The organism is Clostridium gelidum (assembly GCF_019977655.1).
GTDB lineage: Bacteria > Bacillota > Clostridia > Clostridiales > Clostridiaceae > Clostridium > Clostridium gelidum.
Genome location: NZ_AP024849.1, coordinates 5,281,558 through 5,298,897, shown reverse-complemented (window position 1 = coordinate 5,298,897; position 17,340 = coordinate 5,281,558). Strand labels below are relative to the sequence as shown.

The 17,340-nt window shown below is 28.8% G+C and carries 14 protein-coding genes; 10 read left to right on the top strand and 4 right to left on the bottom strand.

Annotated features, from left to right (window positions below):
- Nucleotides 1–55: 55 nt before the first annotated feature.
- The 3 genes from psyc5s11_RS24365 to psyc5s11_RS24355 all read left to right on the top strand — a co-directional run bounded on the left by psyc5s11_RS24365 (nt 56) and on the right by psyc5s11_RS24355 (nt 3,574).
- Nucleotides 56–931, top strand: a complete 876-nt coding sequence (locus psyc5s11_RS24365) for a MurR/RpiR family transcriptional regulator (RefSeq protein ID WP_224035049.1) — start codon at nt 56–58, stop codon at nt 929–931.
- A 108-nt stretch (nt 932–1,039) separates the two neighbouring features.
- A complete protein-coding gene (locus tag psyc5s11_RS24360; protein ID WP_224035048.1) occupies nt 1,040–1,954 on the top strand; it encodes an N-acetylglucosamine kinase in 915 nt (304 codons plus the stop codon).
- A gap of 105 nt (nt 1,955–2,059) precedes the next feature.
- Nucleotides 2,060–3,574, top strand: coding sequence for a sialate O-acetylesterase (locus tag psyc5s11_RS24355; protein ID WP_224035047.1), 1,515 nt, complete (start codon nt 2,060–2,062; stop codon nt 3,572–3,574).
- A 118-nt stretch (nt 3,575–3,692) separates the two neighbouring features.
- On the opposite strand, the gene nagA is transcribed toward psyc5s11_RS24355, so the two are convergent.
- Entirely contained in the window at nt 3,693–4,829 is a 1,137-nt protein-coding gene (nagA, locus tag psyc5s11_RS24350; RefSeq protein WP_224035046.1) for an N-acetylglucosamine-6-phosphate deacetylase, read from the bottom strand.
- A gap of 93 nt (nt 4,830–4,922) precedes the next feature.
- Nucleotides 4,923–5,663: a glucosamine-6-phosphate deaminase gene (gene nagB, locus psyc5s11_RS24345; protein ID WP_224035045.1), complete on the bottom strand. Its 741-nt coding sequence runs from the start codon at nt 5,661–5,663 to the stop codon at nt 4,923–4,925.
- A gap of 196 nt (nt 5,664–5,859) precedes the next feature.
- Between nagB and psyc5s11_RS24340 the strand changes: the two genes are divergently transcribed.
- From psyc5s11_RS24340 to psyc5s11_RS24330, 3 genes are all read left to right on the top strand, one after another.
- Nucleotides 5,860–6,663, top strand: coding sequence for a MurR/RpiR family transcriptional regulator (locus psyc5s11_RS24340; RefSeq protein ID WP_224035044.1), 804 nt, complete (start codon nt 5,860–5,862; stop codon nt 6,661–6,663).
- 175 nt (nt 6,664–6,838) lie between these two features.
- Nucleotides 6,839–7,549, top strand: a complete 711-nt coding sequence (locus psyc5s11_RS24335; protein ID WP_224035043.1) for a GntR family transcriptional regulator — start codon at nt 6,839–6,841, stop codon at nt 7,547–7,549.
- A gap of 165 nt (nt 7,550–7,714) precedes the next feature.
- Complete coding sequence (locus psyc5s11_RS24330; protein WP_224035042.1) at nt 7,715–8,581, top strand: Cof-type HAD-IIB family hydrolase; 867 nt, start codon at nt 7,715–7,717, stop codon at nt 8,579–8,581.
- Between the two features lie 73 nt (nt 8,582–8,654).
- On the opposite strand, the gene psyc5s11_RS24325 is transcribed toward psyc5s11_RS24330, so the two are convergent.
- Both psyc5s11_RS24325 and psyc5s11_RS24320 read right to left on the bottom strand, forming a co-directional pair.
- Complete coding sequence (locus tag psyc5s11_RS24325) at nt 8,655–10,367, bottom strand: methyl-accepting chemotaxis protein (protein WP_224035041.1); 1,713 nt, start codon at nt 10,365–10,367, stop codon at nt 8,655–8,657.
- A 545-nt stretch (nt 10,368–10,912) separates the two neighbouring features.
- The gene (locus psyc5s11_RS24320) at nt 10,913–11,968 is read right to left on the bottom strand and encodes an aldose epimerase family protein (RefSeq protein WP_224035040.1); all 1,056 of its coding nucleotides are present in this window, start codon (nt 11,966–11,968) and stop codon (nt 10,913–10,915) included.
- A gap of 423 nt (nt 11,969–12,391) precedes the next feature.
- Between psyc5s11_RS24320 and psyc5s11_RS24315 the strand changes: the two genes are divergently transcribed.
- The 4 genes from psyc5s11_RS24315 to psyc5s11_RS24300 all read left to right on the top strand — a co-directional run bounded on the left by psyc5s11_RS24315 (nt 12,392) and on the right by psyc5s11_RS24300 (nt 17,339).
- Nucleotides 12,392–13,594, top strand: a complete 1,203-nt coding sequence (locus psyc5s11_RS24315; RefSeq protein WP_224035039.1) for a response regulator transcription factor — start codon at nt 12,392–12,394, stop codon at nt 13,592–13,594.
- 1 nt (nt 13,595) lies between these two features.
- The gene (locus tag psyc5s11_RS24310) at nt 13,596–14,537 is read left to right on the top strand and encodes a substrate-binding domain-containing protein (RefSeq protein WP_224035038.1); all 942 of its coding nucleotides are present in this window, start codon (nt 13,596–13,598) and stop codon (nt 14,535–14,537) included.
- A gap of 146 nt (nt 14,538–14,683) precedes the next feature.
- Nucleotides 14,684–15,694, top strand: a complete 1,011-nt coding sequence (locus tag psyc5s11_RS24305) for an ABC transporter substrate-binding protein (RefSeq protein ID WP_224035037.1) — start codon at nt 14,684–14,686, stop codon at nt 15,692–15,694.
- A gap of 127 nt (nt 15,695–15,821) precedes the next feature.
- Entirely contained in the window at nt 15,822–17,339 is a 1,518-nt protein-coding gene (locus psyc5s11_RS24300; RefSeq protein WP_224035036.1) for a sugar ABC transporter ATP-binding protein, read from the top strand.
- The last annotated feature ends 1 nt before the right edge of the window (nt 17,340 follow it).

The window sequence follows — 17,340 nt, the reverse complement described above, 5'->3', positions numbered from 1 at the left end:
TATTTGTTATGATAGTAACAAATAGATTTATTTTCTATCATAGAAAGGTGAGGTTATGATAAATCAAGATTTTAGTATAGTTTCAATTTTAGAGTCAGTATACAGTAATTTTACTGATTCGGAAAAAAAAATTGCAGATTACTTTATTCATAATAAAGAAAGGAAAGATTTTTCTGCAAAAAAAATAGTTGATAAGCTTTATGTATCTCAAGCATCATTAACCCGTTTTTCAAAGAAATGTGGTTTTAATGGATACAGGGAATTTATATTTCAATATCAAAAGTCAGTTGGAGATAGTTATATCAAAGTAGATAACTTAACTGAAAAAGTTTTTAGTACTTATGATGAATTGTTAAAAAAAGGGCATTCACTAATAGATGATGGACAGATTAATAGAATATGCAATTTGATAGTTAACAGCAAAAAAGTATATGTATATGGTATAGGGAGCTCTGGCGTAGTTGCACGAGAATTTAAAATTAGATTTATGAGATTAGCACTAAATGTTGAATATATTGTAGATGAACACATTATGAAAATGAATGGAGTATTGCTAGATGAAGAGTGTTTGGTTATAGGAATTACGCTTAGTGCCAAACTAGGTATTATAAGAAAGTCTTTAGAAGTAGCTAAAAGCAAAGGAGCTAAAACAGTAATTATAACATCAAATAATGATGATAAATTGCATGAATTTTGTGATGAAGTATTACTAGTTGCAGTTAGAGAAAATCTTGAAGTGGGAAATATTATTTCACCTCAATTTCCAATATTATTAGTAGTTGATGTGTTGTACGCTCACTTTTTAAGTCTTGATTACAATACTAAAACAACTGTCTTAGAAGGTACAGTTTCTATGGTTAAACGAGAGGAAGAAGAAAACGAGAGAAGATATGAAATACAATCCAATATTTCATTGCCTGATGAAATATAATCATGGCATTTTGGATTTGTTAATTTCTTTCATGTGCCGTATTAGTAAAAAATATATTGGATATAAGATAATGTGACTAAAGAAATGTATAGAGAGGATTTGAAATATATGAAATATGTGATAGGTGTAGATGGTGGAGGCACTAAAACAGAAGCAATAGCCTATACAGAAGATGGAAAACAAATATCCAGTGGGTATTCAGGATGTGGAAACATAGTAGTCAATGAGGAAAAAGGACTAAAGAATATAGAAATATCTATACTTCAATGCCTGGAAAATTTAAATGTGAATAATTGTATTCATATATATGCGGGGCTAGCTGGAGCGGAGGTAGGCAACAATAAGGAAATAATAGAAAATTACTTAAAAAGTAGATTCCCTACATCAATTACTGTACTTAACGATGCAGATTTAGCCTTTAACGCTGTTTTAAAAGGAGAAGATGGGATATTAACAATCTCAGGCACGGGTTCCATAAGTTTTGGAGTTTTAAGCAATAAACATGCTCGTGCTGGAGGCTGGGGAAATATATTAGGTGATGAAGGAAGTGGCTATAACATAGCACTACAAGCATTAAAAAAAATTGTGAGTGAAAAAGATGACGGGTTAGAAAGTTCGGCTTTAAGTAAAGAAATATTGAAGACTATAAATGCAGCAACTATCTTTGATATGGTTAAATTCGTATATAATTCAAATAAAGCAGATATAGCGGCTATAGTTCCAATTATTGTAAAAGCAGCTCAAAACAATGATGAGTATGCAATAAATATATTAAAAGAAGCTAGTAAAGATTTAGTAAAGATTACTGTAAAGGTTTATAAACTGCTTGGATTTTCATTTAAAGTTAAAATAGCTATAAAAGGAAGCATTCTTACTAAAATTCCTATGATGAAGGAATTTTATATAAGATATCTATCAGATGAAATAAGCGATTTCGAAATAATAGATGAATATGGTTCACCTACGAAGGGTGGTTATTACTTAGCATGTAAAAATCAGAATTTTAAGAGTGTAAGTGCCTAATCTTATATATGTTGCATTAATGATTTAGCAGTAAAATAAATAGCAATTGAAGAATTTTATGCTGAAGTCTAATTACAACATATATATTTTGAAAGGAGTGTAATAATGTCTAATACATTTAAAGTAGCTTCTGTATTTACAGACAACATGGTTCTGCAAAGAGAAGGTAAAATAAATATATGGGGACAGGCAGAGGACAATGATAAAATAGAAATAGAATTCTGTAGTCAACATGAAGAAGCTATAGCTAAGAATGGAACTTGGAAAATAACTTTAGATTTATTAAACGCTGGTGGACCTTTCGATATGTGTATAAAAAATAAAAGTAATGAAATTACTTTAAAAGATATATTAATAGGTGATGTATTTGTAGCAGCAGGTCAATCTAATATGGAATTTAAATTAAAGGATTCAACTATTGAAAAAGAAGAAATCTTGAATTCAAATTATCCAAATATAAGACTTTATACTGTGCCTCAAATTGAATATGAAGATGAAAACAAAAGAATTCCAGATTTAGAAGAAGGAAAATGGCAAGTTTGCAGTTCTGAAACAGTAGAAGAATTTTCAGCAGTTGCATATTATTTTGCGAAAAAATTGCGTGAAAATTTGAATGTACCGATAGGAATAATAAGTTGCAATAAAGGTGGAACTTCAGCATCATGTTGGATGGATAAAGAATATTTATTAAGAGATGAAGATATTAAGAAAGCATATGTTGATGAATACTTAAATGCTGTTAATGGACTTTCAGAGGAAGAAGAAGATAAAAGAACAAATGAATATCTTAAAATATTAGATAAATATAATAAAAAATTGGAGGAACATAAGAAGAAGAATCCAGGTATATCATTAAGCCAGTTGAAAAGTTATGCTGGACATACTCCATGGCCACCACCATTTGGAAGAAAATCATATTTACGTCCTTGTGGTTTGTATAAAACTATGCTTAAGAAAATAGTTCCATATAGCGTGAAAGCAATTCTTTGGTATCAAGGAGAAGAAGATACTAAGTATAGTGAACTTTATAAACGCTTATTTAGTTCATTAATAGAGAATTGGAGAAGAGAATGGCAAAATAATGACCTTCCATTTATCTTCGTACAGCTACCTAATTATGAAGATGATAAAATAATAAATAGTTGGGCAGTTGTACGAGAAGCACAATTATCTGTTATGAAGGAAACGAATAATTGTGATATGATTGTAGCTATTGATTGTGGAGAACAACGTAATATTCATCCTGTAAATAAGAAACCTGTTGGAGAACGATTAGCATTACTCGTAAGAAATGTAATATATAATCAAAATGTAAATGGGTATTCACCTATCTTTAAAAGCATGGAATTAAAAGAAAATAAAATTATAATATCATTTGATTTTGCACAGAAACAAGAGCTTATTATAAAAGATGGTGAGGAATTAAATGGTTTTGAAGTTAGCGGTAGTGATAATAAGTTTATTAAAGTTAATGGAGAAATTATAAATAATTTAGTAGTAATTGATTGTAAAAATATTAATGAGCCTAAGAGTATTAGATATGCATGGGCTAATTATGTTGAAGTTAATCTTTATAATAAAAATGAATTACCTGCAAGTCCATTTATAGTAAATATATAATTATGAAAGGAACCTAAACTACACTACAATTCGTGTTGGTTTAGGTTTCATATTGTAGCAAAATTAAAATAAATAAACTTAGCCATAATACAAGATATGAAAAATCAAAAATTTAAGATTACTTAGTGTAAACTTCTTTACCTAAAATAAATACTTTTTTAATATTAATATCATCATCAAATAAAATTAAATCGGCATCATAACCTTCTTTGATTTGTCCTTTATGAGCATCGACTTTACAATGTTTAGCACCATTATATGAAGCCATTTTTACAATTTCATGTAATGGCAAATTAGAATTTTTATATACATTTCTAACAGCTTTATCAAGAGTAAGAACAGAACCTGCTAAGGCTCCATTTTTAAGACGAGCTGCACCATCAATTACTGTAACATTTTGACCGCCTAATGAATACTCACCATCGATCATTGAACAAGCCATCATAGCATCGGTTATTAATAAAACATTATCAGTGCTCTTTTGTTTATAAGCAATTCTCAATGATGGGTAGGAAATGTGAATACCATCTGAAATAGTTTCAGTTGTTATATCACTATCAAATATTGCGCCTACAACTCCTGGATTTCTATGATTAAAAGGAGTCATTACATTATAAAGATGAGTTGAGTGGGAGATGCCACATTCAATAGCTTCTATTGCTTCTTCATAAGTTGCTTTAGTATGACCTATTGAACAAACAACACCTTTTTCTGTAAGATATTTAATAAGTTCTTTAGCTCCAGGAATTTCAGGGGCTAGCGTTATTGAAACAACAGCATCATCGCAATTTTTTACCATTTCATTGTAAGCAGATATAGTCGGAGATAAAATATAATCTGGATTTTGAGCACCTATTGCATCTGGATTTATAAAAGGACCTTCTAAATGAGCACCTAAAACATGAGCACCTTCAGTTCCAGTTTCTTTAAGCTTTTTAATTATTTCCATAGATTTATGTATAGCTTCAATTGAAACTGTCATGGTAGTTGGGGTAAAGGAAGTTGTCCCATGTTTAACTATTGTTTTAGCAATAGTATTTATTGCATCTATTGTCCCATCCATTGTATCAAAGCCACCAGCACCATGAATATGAACATCGACAAAACCAGGGGAAACATATAAACCATCTGCATCTAAGACATCTTCATTATTATATGTGAGAGGATTGATTTCTTTGATTTGTCCATTCTCAATAAGGAGTGAACCTTGTTCTATTCTATTTAAATAAATAATATTACAGTTTTTTATTAACATTTTAAAACCTCCAATTTAGTTCAGTTAAGAGTTAAGGAATAAACTCCTTTGGAGTTTGAATTTTATTTTTTAGAAATTAGATAATTTTATTAATTATATGTCTGTTATTTTTATCAAGTCTCCTATTGTCCTATCTACTATTATAGTCACATCTTTATGCATTTGTAACATAGTAGCAGGATTTTTACTAGTTATATTTCCAGATAAAACTTCTTTTATAACTTCAGCCTTATTCTCACCATGTGCTAGCAATAATATCTTCTTTGATTTCATTATTTGACCTAAGCCCATTGTTATAGCAGTTTTAGGAACTTCATCAATGGAATTAAAGAATCTTGAATTTGCATTAATTGTACTTTGGGTTAGATCCGTTAAATGAGTACCAGATATTAAAAAATCACTTGGTTCATTAAAGGCAATATGACCATTAGTACCTATCCCTAAAATTTGTATATCTATTCCACCGAGTTCGTCTATTTTTTTATCGTAGTTATTTGTTTCTTCTTGAATATCTTTTGCTAAACCATTAGGGATGAAAGTATTTTCCTTCTTAATATTAACATGATTAAATAAATTTTCATTCATAAAATATCTATAGCTTTGAGTGTTTCTTTCACTTAAGCCTATATATTCATCTAAATTTACTGTTGTAACCTTAGAAAAATCTATTTCATTTTCTTTATTCATTTTAATAAGTTCTTTATAAGTGCCAAGTGGAGTACCTCCGGTAGCTAATCCTAAAATTGCATTGGGATTTTTATTAATAACATCTTTTATATTTATAGCTGCTAATTTACTTATTTCTTCATAATTTTCAACAATAATTAATTTCATGTTTATTACCTTCTTTCTTTTGTGAATTTACCGATTAACTTTGTTATAATACATTTAGACCATAGACAGTTAATAATTTTTTTTACTATTAGGCAGATGGACTTGTTATTTTTTTGATTGTGCCTTAATTGCATATTACTATATATAATTTTTAAATTATATACTTTAGAGAGCTTTAGAAACCTGTTGTCATGGAATGGAACATGTTATCATAGAAGTATATGAAAATCTAAAAGTAAGAGGAGATAAAAACATGCTTGATGTAACAAAACTATTTGGAGATATAAAATTTACTTCTCTTGAAGAAAGCATAATTACATATATATTAAATAATATTGATAGTTGTATGGACGAAGGAATAAGAGGGATTGCTAAAAAAGCATACACATCACCATCAACTATAATGAGATTATCCAAAAGATTAGGATATAACGGATTTGTTGAATTAGTTTATTCGTTAAAGATTAAAGCATCAACCCAAGATAATAGCGAAATTATTAATGCTATAGAAAATAAGGATATTTTTAGCACTAACTATGATAATGCTATTGATGATTTTGTAGATTGTATTAATAAAGGGAACATACTAGTTTCAGCAGAAGGGTTTTCAGAACTTGTTTCAAAATATATTTATATGAAATTATTAGTTCTGGGAAAGAAAAGTGTACTTTCTACATTTATAGATTTTGATATTCTCTTCGATAATCACGTAGAAACAATAGACTCAGTTATGCTTATATCTAAGTCTGGTGAGGGTAATCATTGTGTGAAAACATGCATGCTGGCTAAAGAAAGAAATTTGAAAATAATTTCATTTACTGGTAATCCGCAAAGTACTTTAGCTAAAAATTCTGATATTACCTTCTTAATACCAGATTGTGAGAAATTAGATAATGATAATTTCCATCCTAACCCTTTCTTTGGATATTGCATTGAAGCCTTTGAAATTATTATTCATAAATATTTTGTTAAATATAATATTAAGCATAAGGTATTCTAAAAAAACTTAGAATAGTTTATTATAGTTAAAATAAAAAAGACAAAACCAATAGTATAATAGATGAATTAAGTAAAGTTGGTAAGTAAAATTACAACTTTAGGTATATAATAAAGTATAAAAATGATATAATATAACATGCAAATAGGTTATATTGTAAGGAGTGAACATACATACAATGGCGAAATACGACGAAATTGCTGAAGATATTAGAAGTAGAATATTAAGCGGTAATTATAATCCAAATGAACAATTACCTTTAGAAAAGCAAATGTGTGAATCTTATGGAGTTAGTAGGATTACAATAAAGAAGGCTGTTGATGAACTTGTTATTCAAGGATTAGTAATAAAGAGAAGAGGATCGGGAACTTTTGTAAAAGCAGTTGATGGTGGTGCTGTTAAAGAATTAAGCTTGGCTAAACAATTTGCTGGATTTACAGAGACACATAAAGGTAAGATGATAAGTTCTAAAATTGTAAGATTTGAAGTGGTTCATCCAACTGAAGAAATTGCAACTAAATTGAAGATTACAATTGAGGATTTTGTTTATTATATAATAAGAACCAGATACGCAGATGATGAACCATATGTAATTGAATATACATATATGCCTATAAGTCTTATACCAGGAATAAAAAATGATATCCTACTGAGTTCAGTATATGGTTATATTGAAAAAAAATTGAAATTGAAAATAAAAAGTGCACATAGAACAATTCGTGCAATTTTGCCTAATGAATTAGAACAAGAATGGCTGAAAATAGAGAATGATTTTCCAATATTAGAAGTTGAACAAGTAGGGTTTTTAGATAATGGGCAACCTTTTGAATATTCAAATGCTCATCATAGAAGTGATAAGATTGAATTTAGAACAGTAAGTATTAAGTAAATATTTATATTCATCAAGTTGGTACTTCAGAAATAAAAATCCTGTCATTTGTATATTACAAATGGCAGGATTTTTCTGGAATATGCATATATAAAATAAATTATGTAAACTTTGTTATAATATAATATAGAAAGTTTATTAAAAAAATTAAGGGGATGATTCCAAATGATAAAACTGATTGCATCAGATATGGATGGGACTTTATTAAATGAAAAACATAAAATAGATAAAGAAACTGTAGTTGCTATAAAGAAAGCAGAAGAGGTAGGAATTGTATTTGCTATTTCTACCGGGAGAGAATACGACACGGTTGAACCACTTCTTAAAGAAAATAATATAAAATGTCAATGTGTGCTTATGAATGGTGCAGAGTACAGAGATGAAGAAGGAAATATATTAGAAGAAATAAATATAGAACAAGAAATTGCAACTAAAATAATACATATATTGCAGAAAGAAAAAGTATCTGCAAGAATATTTACTAATAAAGGAATATACACTACTGATACTAAGGAAGAAGCCTTAAAAGAAATGGTGTATAGAACTTTATCATTTAATCCAAGTTTTACACAAGAAGAAGCATTAGAATTTGCGAAGGTACAACCGTATTTTGTTAATCTTAATTATATTTCTAATTTAGATGAATTTTTAAAGAGTGATATGGAAATTAGAAAGTTTGTTGCTTTTCATAGTAATATAGAACTCATAAATAAAATGAAAAAAATTATAGGAGAGTTAGCCAATATTGCGGTATCCTCTTCTTTTAGAGATAATATGGAAATTACACATATAACTGCACAAAAGGGGATAATACTTACAAAGGTAGCTGAAAAGATGGGATTTAAAAGAGCTGAAGTATTGGTACTCGGAGATAGCTTTAACGATTATTCTATGTTTACAGAGTTTACAGAATCAGTTGCAATGGGAAATGCTATTCCAGAAATAAAAGAAATAGCAAAGTATATTACTGACACTAACGATAACTTAGGAGTTGCAAAAGCAATTTACAAAGTCTTAGAAGAACAAAAATAAAAATAAGGGATGTGAAAGAAAATAACAAGTCAAATATACTAGTATACTGACTTGTTATTGATTTGATTGTGCCTTAATCTGTGATTGATTGATTTAATGTATACTTTGACATTTCTGTTTTTATAAGTTGGGTTTGAGAAACCAATTCTTCAGTAGATGCTGCTAATTCTTGTGCTGTGGCTGAATTTGTTTGAACTACCTGAGAAATTTGATCAACTCCAGCAGTCATTTGAGTTATAGCTTCAGTTTGATTTTCAGATGCTATAGCTATTTCTTTTACCAAATTTGCTGTATCGTCTACATTTTTTACTATAATACTTAATGAAGATGCAGTTTCTTTAGTTAAATTTTCTCCGTTAGTTACAGCGGATAAGGAATTTCCTATAATTACTGTAATATTTTTTACTGCGTCACCAGATTGTTCTGCAAGATTTCTAACTTCATCAGCAACCACTGCAAAACCTTTGCCAGCGTCACCAGCTCTAGCAGCTTCTATAGCTGCATTTAAAGCTAAAAGATTTGTTTGAGAAGCTATGTCTTCTATTGTACTTATAATTGCAGAAATTTGTTTTGAAGAGATGGTTATTTCATTCATAGAATCCATTAATTTTTGCATTTTAGTATTACCATCCTCAACAATTTGCTTAGTAGTGTTAGAAAATTCGTTAGCCTTCTCAGCATTTTCAGTGTTTTTCTTAACTTGAGATAGTATTTCAGTAAAACTAGCCAAAAGTTCTTCAACAGAGCCAGCTTGATCAGCAGATCCATCAGAAAGCATTTGTGTAGTTGAAGATAATTGTTCGGAACCATTAGAAATTGAAGATATTGATTGATTCATATTAAAGAATATAGTATTTAATGAATCAATAATATTTTCAAGTGAATTTTGTATAGGAGTAAAATCACCTATATATTTTATTGATGCATTTAAGTTTATATCTAAGCGACCACTTGCTAAAGTCTCTAAAGTGTTAGTTATGTCATTAACATAACTAACTAACATATCTATAGAATTAGTCAAATCATTTGACATTTCACCCATTTCATCCTTTGAATCATATTTAGAATCTATCTTAAGATTTCCTGAAGATAAGTTTTTAGCTATATCTTTAATATGATTAATTCCTTCAAGCAATACATCTTCTAATACTTTACTTAATAAGAGTGATATTACTATCAAAATAATTATGATAATAACAATAAATATAACAGATATATATTTATATATATTTGAACTATTTACAAAAGATTTGGCACTTTCCTGAGATAATTGAAAAAGTTTAACTATACTGTCTTGAGTAGTTTTAATTTGTGAAGAATAAGTATCTTGACTTACTCTTAATACAGAAGGATTAACATCTGATTTTAGTAAATCACTTAATTTACCTCTTTTTTCTTCGGAATTTTTTAAGTTTGATAAAAATTCATCTAATAATTCTGGATTTTTGTTAAACATTCCTTTTAGGGTTTCTACATTATTTGCAAGATCTTTGGATTCAGTATCAGCTTGTTCTAAATATACATTTCTGATTGATAAATCTGTTTCAGCAATAGATCTATACATATCCATTTTTGTTGTTTGTAGATTAACTCTAATATCAGAGATTACCTCTGAAACTTTATATGGTCCATCATATAATGAATTTGTTCTTGATGACATGAAGAATACAACACAAATTGTAACTATCATAAGAAAAAGTGTTAATCCAAGTATAGATGCAAATGTTCTTTTTAATTTGGTATGTATAGAATAATTCTTCATGATTTCTTTTAATTTATTGTACATATTTAATTCCCCTTTAATAATTTAATAAATTTCATAAATCTCAATTAGTACTATATAAATTTTCTGTGAAATTAAATAAAACGTTTTCTTGCCAAATAAGGCACATGAAAATAAATAACAAGTCCAAAATTGCTATGAATATTTTTCATCAGGCAATGAGACGAATTGTCCTCATAGCAGGCCTATTAGGTCAATTTGCCGACGTGAGCAGTGAACCCAAATCTATGATTTGGTGTGAATCGCTTACTCAAGAAGAGCGTAGCGAATCGAGCTTCATTTATGATGGAAAATAGGCTGGCAAATGGACTTGTTATTTTTTTGATTGTGCCTAAGAATAATGTTAAGTTTAATATACTCCACATAGAAGTAAATATAGATACTCACAACTGAAATTTTACTTATGCTTGGTATTATATTCAACATTTACTACACTTAGGAGCATATACAAACAGAGAAATTGGATACATATTTTCTTAGTCCGCTGGAATAAATATGTATTCAATTTCGGCGGATGTAGGCATAAGTATGAGTTCCACTGTAGTTATCTATAGTATAGAGAATTTATAAATTGTTTTATGTTTATATTCTTCTCCGGCCTTAAGAATTGGTGATTCAAAATTACTACAATTTATAGAATTAGGGAAGTATTGAGTTTCAAGACAAAACGCATTTCTCATGTTATAAATGGCTTTATTTTTACCAATATCAGATCCATCAAGAAAGTTTCCACTATAAAACTGAATACCAGGAGTAGTAGTATAAACATCCATTACTATGCCTGTATTTTCATCAATTGCTTGAGCTGCCTTCAAAGTATCTGAACCATTAGTATTTAATACCCAATTATGATCATATCCTTTTCCGAAATTAATTTGATCATAGTCACTATTTATATTTTTGCCAATAGGAGTTAAAGATCTAAAGTCCATAGGAGTTTCGAAAACTTTTTTAATTTCTCCAGTAGGAATTGAATATTTATCATTTACAGTGAACTTATCAGCATTAATCATTAACTTCTGCTTAAGAATATCACCAGAAGAGTGACCTGATAAATTAAAGTAAGCATGATTTGTAAGATTTACAATTGTATCTTTATCAGTAGTTGCAAAATAATTTATTTCTAATCCATTATCTTCAGTAAGGACATAATTAACTGTAACCTTAAGATTTCCAGGATATCCTTCTTCACCATCAGTGCTAAAATAAGAAAGTTCTAATGTATTAGGTTCATTTTCAATTATTCTTGAATCCCATACTACTTTATCAAAGCCTTTTGTTCCACCGTGAAGATGATTATCTCCATCATTTTGTGCTAATTTATATTCATTGCCGTTAAGGGTGAATTTACCGTATTGTATTCTATTTCCAAAGCGTCCTATTAAAGCTCCGAAAAATTTATCGCCTTTTAAATAACTTTCTAAATTATCATATCCAAGAATTACATCATGAAATTCACAATTTTTATCAGGAACCATTGCTGAAACAATTGCACCGCCATAAGTACATATTTTTGTTTCCATTCCATTAGAATTTTTCAAAGTATAAATATAAACATCTTCTCCACTTTGCGTTGTTCCAAAAAGTTTTTTTTCTATTGCCATTATGAACACCTCCGAATTTTATAAAATAATCATTTATTTTTCAGTATACATTTACATAAAGTTCATACTATTATAGATGTATGGACAAGTATATTATAATACAAGATAATTGTACATACAATTATTTTATATTAAATTTATAAAATATATTGAAATAATATAAATATATATCTAATATAGATGTTAGGCACAATCAAAAAAATAACAAGTCCATTTGCCAGCCTATTTTCCATCATTCTGTGTCGGCAAATTGCCATAATAGGCCCGCTATGAGGGCAATTCGTCTCCTTGACTGATGAAAAATATTTATGGCAACTTTGGACTTGTTATTTATTTTCATGTGCCTTATTAGGTAAAGTTAAAAAATATAAACAATAAGAACATTTACAATATATTTAGGATTAAATAAAAATGGAGGGTATTATGTGGAAACTAGTTGTTGCTGATGATGAACCTAAAATCAGAAGGGGACTTGAAAAAATATTAAATTGGAATGAGTTTAATATTGAGATAGTAGGAGAAGCAGAAGATGGTGAAATTGCACTAGAGGTAATTAAAGAAAAAAACCCTGATATTATTTTATTAGATATAAACATGCCATTTTTAAATGGGTTAAATCTGTTGCAGAAGTTAAAAGATATTAATAATAAGAGTATTGTAATTATAATAAGTGGATATGATGATTTTTTATATGCACAAAAAGCATTACAACTCAATGTTTTTGATTATATTTTGAAACCAGTAAATAAAAATAGTATGGAAGAAATAATAATGAAAGCAGTCGATAAACTTAATGAAATTGAAAAGGAAACCCATTACTTAGAATGGGTGAATAAACAACTAAATGAAAATGTTGATGCGTTAAAAAAGACTTTTTTTAGTGAATGGTTAAATAATGAGTTGAGTGATGAACAAGTATTAAAAGAAATGGAGTTTTTTAATATTGATTTTGGAAAAAACATAGGTCTTATGGTTATAAAACTTGTGGACAAATTGAATATTGAAATAATGGATAAGAAATGGAATACAGAATTATTGGAATTTGCAATTGCTAATTTATTAAACGATAAGTTCAAGGAAGCAAATATAAAATTTATTTTTGCTGATGATAAAAAGAACATAATATTAGTCAATAAAATAGATGATATGCTTGAGTGGATTGCTCTTGGTAATCAATTAGAAGTAGAAATATCAAAATATTTAAAGTGCAATGTGATAATTGAACAAGCAAATGTATCAAGTGGAATTTTAAAAATAAAAGATATTTACTTAAATATAATAAATAGAATAAATGAAAAAAAGAAATTTAGCCCTATGGCACTACTTATAATTAAATATATAGAAGAAAATTATTATTCAAATGATTTAAATATAAATGATATTTCAGATAAATTGGAAGTGACATCTTCATATTTAAGTAAACTATTAAAGAAAGAAACCGGTTCATCATTTATTGATTATTTAACCAATATAAGAATAAAAAAAGCTATGTATATTATGGAGGATACTACAATCAAAATTTATGATGTTGCAGAACTCGTGGGATATAGTAATCAACATTATTTCTGTAGAGCTTTTAAACGAGTTGTTGGTTTTTCTCCTACGGAATATAAGAGAGGAAAGTAAGATGAAGATTAAAAATAATATAGTATATATAATTGGAATTTTCACAATTTCAACAATAATTGTAGGAATATATTTATATAGTACAAGCTTTAATAAATCTGATGTATTTATAATTGGAATGTCTCAATCTAATCTCTATGAACCATGGAGAATTAATATGAATAAAGAAATAGAAGAACAAGCAAAAAAACACAGTAATATAAAAATAATTTATAAAGATGCAGGTGGAGATGAGGAAAAACAAAAAAAAGATATACAAGATTTGATTAATTTTGGATCGGACTTATTAATAGTATCCATAAATGACTCTAAACAATTAACGCAAACTGTAAAAAAAGCATATGAATCTATACCAGTTATATTATTGGATAGGTCAGTTGAAGGTGATGACTACACATTATATATAGGATCAGACACTAAATCTATAGGATTGCAAGCCGGAGAATTAGTAGTGAAATTAGCGGGGAACAATAATATAAAGGTTATAGAAGTACAAGGAATGCTTAATTCAAGCTCAGATGAAGAAATAACTAATGGATTCAAGAATTCCATTAGTAAGTATAAAAATATTGTTATTGATAGAACTATTGTAGCAAATTGGCAAAAAAATGAGGCGCAAGATAAGATAGAAGCAATATTAAAAGAAAGTAGTGATGTAGATATAATATTTGCACATAGTGATTATATGGCATTGGGTGCATATTATGCTAAATTAGGTACAAAAGCTAACAGTGCTAAGATAATAGGAATTGACGGGCTTGAAGGCCGTGATGGTGGGATAGAACTCGTTAAGAATGGTATGTTTCAAGGAACTTTTACATGCAAAACAGGAGGAAAAGAAGCTGTAGAGTATGCTCTTAAAATACTAAATAAAAAAGAGGATATTCCCAAAAAAGTTATATTAGAAGCCAATAAGATTACTAAAGAAAGTTTAAAGAATTAATAAAATCTATTTTCATGTGCCTTATACAAATTTTAGTAAAATCCATAAAAGTATACAAAAGTGCTGATTAGTACAAATACAATTTAGAAATTAGATTATATAATGAAGTTGTGAAAACGAAATCATAAGTATAGGGGGAATTAATTATGAAATTTAAAAAAATGTTTGCACTAATGGCGAGCACAGTATTATGTGTGGGTATGCTTGCAGGATGTGGAGGATCAACTACAGCAACTTCAAGTGCAGCAGGGTCAACAGCAAGTGGTAGCTCATCAGCTAAAAAGGTAATAGGATTTGCACAAGTTGGTGCAGAAAGTGGTTGGAGAACTGCAGAAACTGATTCTATAAAAACAATTCCAACTTTAGATCCTAATATTGATTTAAAATTCTCTGATGGTCAACAAAAGCAAGAGAATCAAATAAAAGCAATAAGATCATTTATTGCACAAAAGGTAGATATAATTGCTTTAGATCCAGTTGTTGAAACAGGATGGGATACAGTTTTGAAAGAAGCTAAGGATGCGAAAATTCCAGTAGTAATTGTTGATAGAAAAGTAACAGTTTCAGATGAATCACTTTATAAATGCTTCCTAGGTTCAGATATGGTGGAAGAAGGTAAAAAAGCGGCTCAAGTTATAATAGATAAGTTTGGAAAAGATGCACAACTTAATATAGCAGAACTTCAAGGAACTGTTGGATCAACTGCTATGGTTGGAAGACAACAAGGATTTAATGATACAATAAAAGACTGTAAAAACTACAAAATCATAAAATCACAAACTGGTGACTTCACTCGTGCAAAGGGTAAAGAAGTTATGGAAGCTTTCTTAAAATCAGATGGAGATAAAATAAATGTATTATGGGCTCATAATGATGATATGGCAGTTGGAGCTGTTCAAGCCATAGAAGAATACGGTAAAAAGCCAGGACAAGATATATTTATAGTTTCAGTTGATGGTATTAAAGATATGTTTGAATTAATGGCTGCTGGTAAATCAAATGCAATTATTGAATGTAATCCATTGCTAGGACCTCAATTATTAGAAGTTTCTAAAAACATATTAGATGGTAAAGAAGTAGAAAGATCTATAAAGTCTAAAGAAAGCCAATTCTTACAAAAAGATGCTGCTACTGAATTACCTAATAGAAAATATTAAGATTATAGTTTAGAACTATGTTGATATTATGACATAGTCCAATAGATATAAGAGCTGGATTAGATCCAAGCTCTTATATTTGAAAGAAAGAAGTACGTACATGTTAAGAATAAAAGGAGGGCTATAAATGAGTGATTCTAATATAGTTTTAGAAATGAAGGGGATAAGTAAGATATTCCCTGGGGTTAGGGCTCTTTCAAATGTTGATTTTACTCTTGAAAAGGGAGAAATCCATACGCTTATGGGAGAAAATGGAGCTGGAAAATCAACTTTAATAAAGGTGCTTACAGGAGTTTATGAAATAAATGAAGGAACAATTATACTTAAAGGAAAAGAAATAAAAATCTCATGTACACAAGAAGCTCAAAGCTATGGAATAAGTACTGTTTATCAAGAAGTTAATTTATGTGCAAATTTAACAGTTGCTGAAAATATATACATAGGTCGTGAGCCTATGAAAAATGGAAGTATTGATTGGAAAAAGATGAATGAGGGTGCAACGAAATTACTACAAGAGAGACTGAATTTAAAAATAGATGTAAAAAAAGTATTAAATAATTATTCAGTTGCAGTACAACAAATGGTAGCGATTGCACGTGCAGTAGATATTTCAAAGGGAATACTAATACTTGATGAACCAACATCAAGTTTAGATGAGAATGAAGTACAACAATTATTTAAAATTATGAAAAAATTTAAACAAGAAGGAATGTCAATAATATTCGTTACTCACTTTTTAGATCAAGTATATGAAGTCTCAGATAAGATTACAGTTCTTAGAAATGGAGAATTAGTTGGAACATACGATGCTGACAAGCTTTCTAGAATTGAATTAGTTTCTAAAATGATAGGTAAAGATTATGGTGAAATAGAAAAGAGTACAAGAATAAAAAAAGAAAGCAATAACATAAAAAGAGATAATTTAATACAAATCAATAATTTTGGTAGAGTTGGAACAATAAATTCATTTAATATGGAAATCAAAAAAGGAGAAATTCTTGGTTTTGCAGGACTTCTTGGATCAGGTAGAAGTGAATGTGCAAGAGCAATATTTGGAATAGATAAATCCACTAGTGGAAGTATAACTATAAATGGAAAGAAGTATTCATATATATATCCTCAAAAAGCAATTGAAGAGGGACTTGGCTTTTGTCCAGAAGATAGAAAAATTGAGGGAATAGTTGGAGATTTAACTATAAGAGAGAATATAATATTAGCCTTACAAGCAAACAGGGGAATATTTAAATATTTACCAATGAAAAAACAACAAGAAGTCGCACAAAAATATATAGATTTACTTAAAATTAAAACTCCTAGTATGGAGCAAAAAATAAGTAATTTAAGTGGTGGAAATCAACAGAAAGTAATTTTAGCTAGATGGCTTGCAACCGAGCCTAAACTTTTAATTTTGGATGAACCAACAAGGGGAATAGACATTGGAGCAAAGGGTGAAATAATGGAACTTATACTAGCATTAGCTAAGAGCGGCATGACTATTTTATTTATTTCCTCAGAACTTTCAGAAGTTGTTAAGTGCTGTGATAGAGTAATAGTACTTAGAGATAGAAATATTATAGGTGAATTATCTGGAGATGAAATAGAAGAATCAAACATAATGAAGACTATAGCAGGAGGTGCAAATTAAT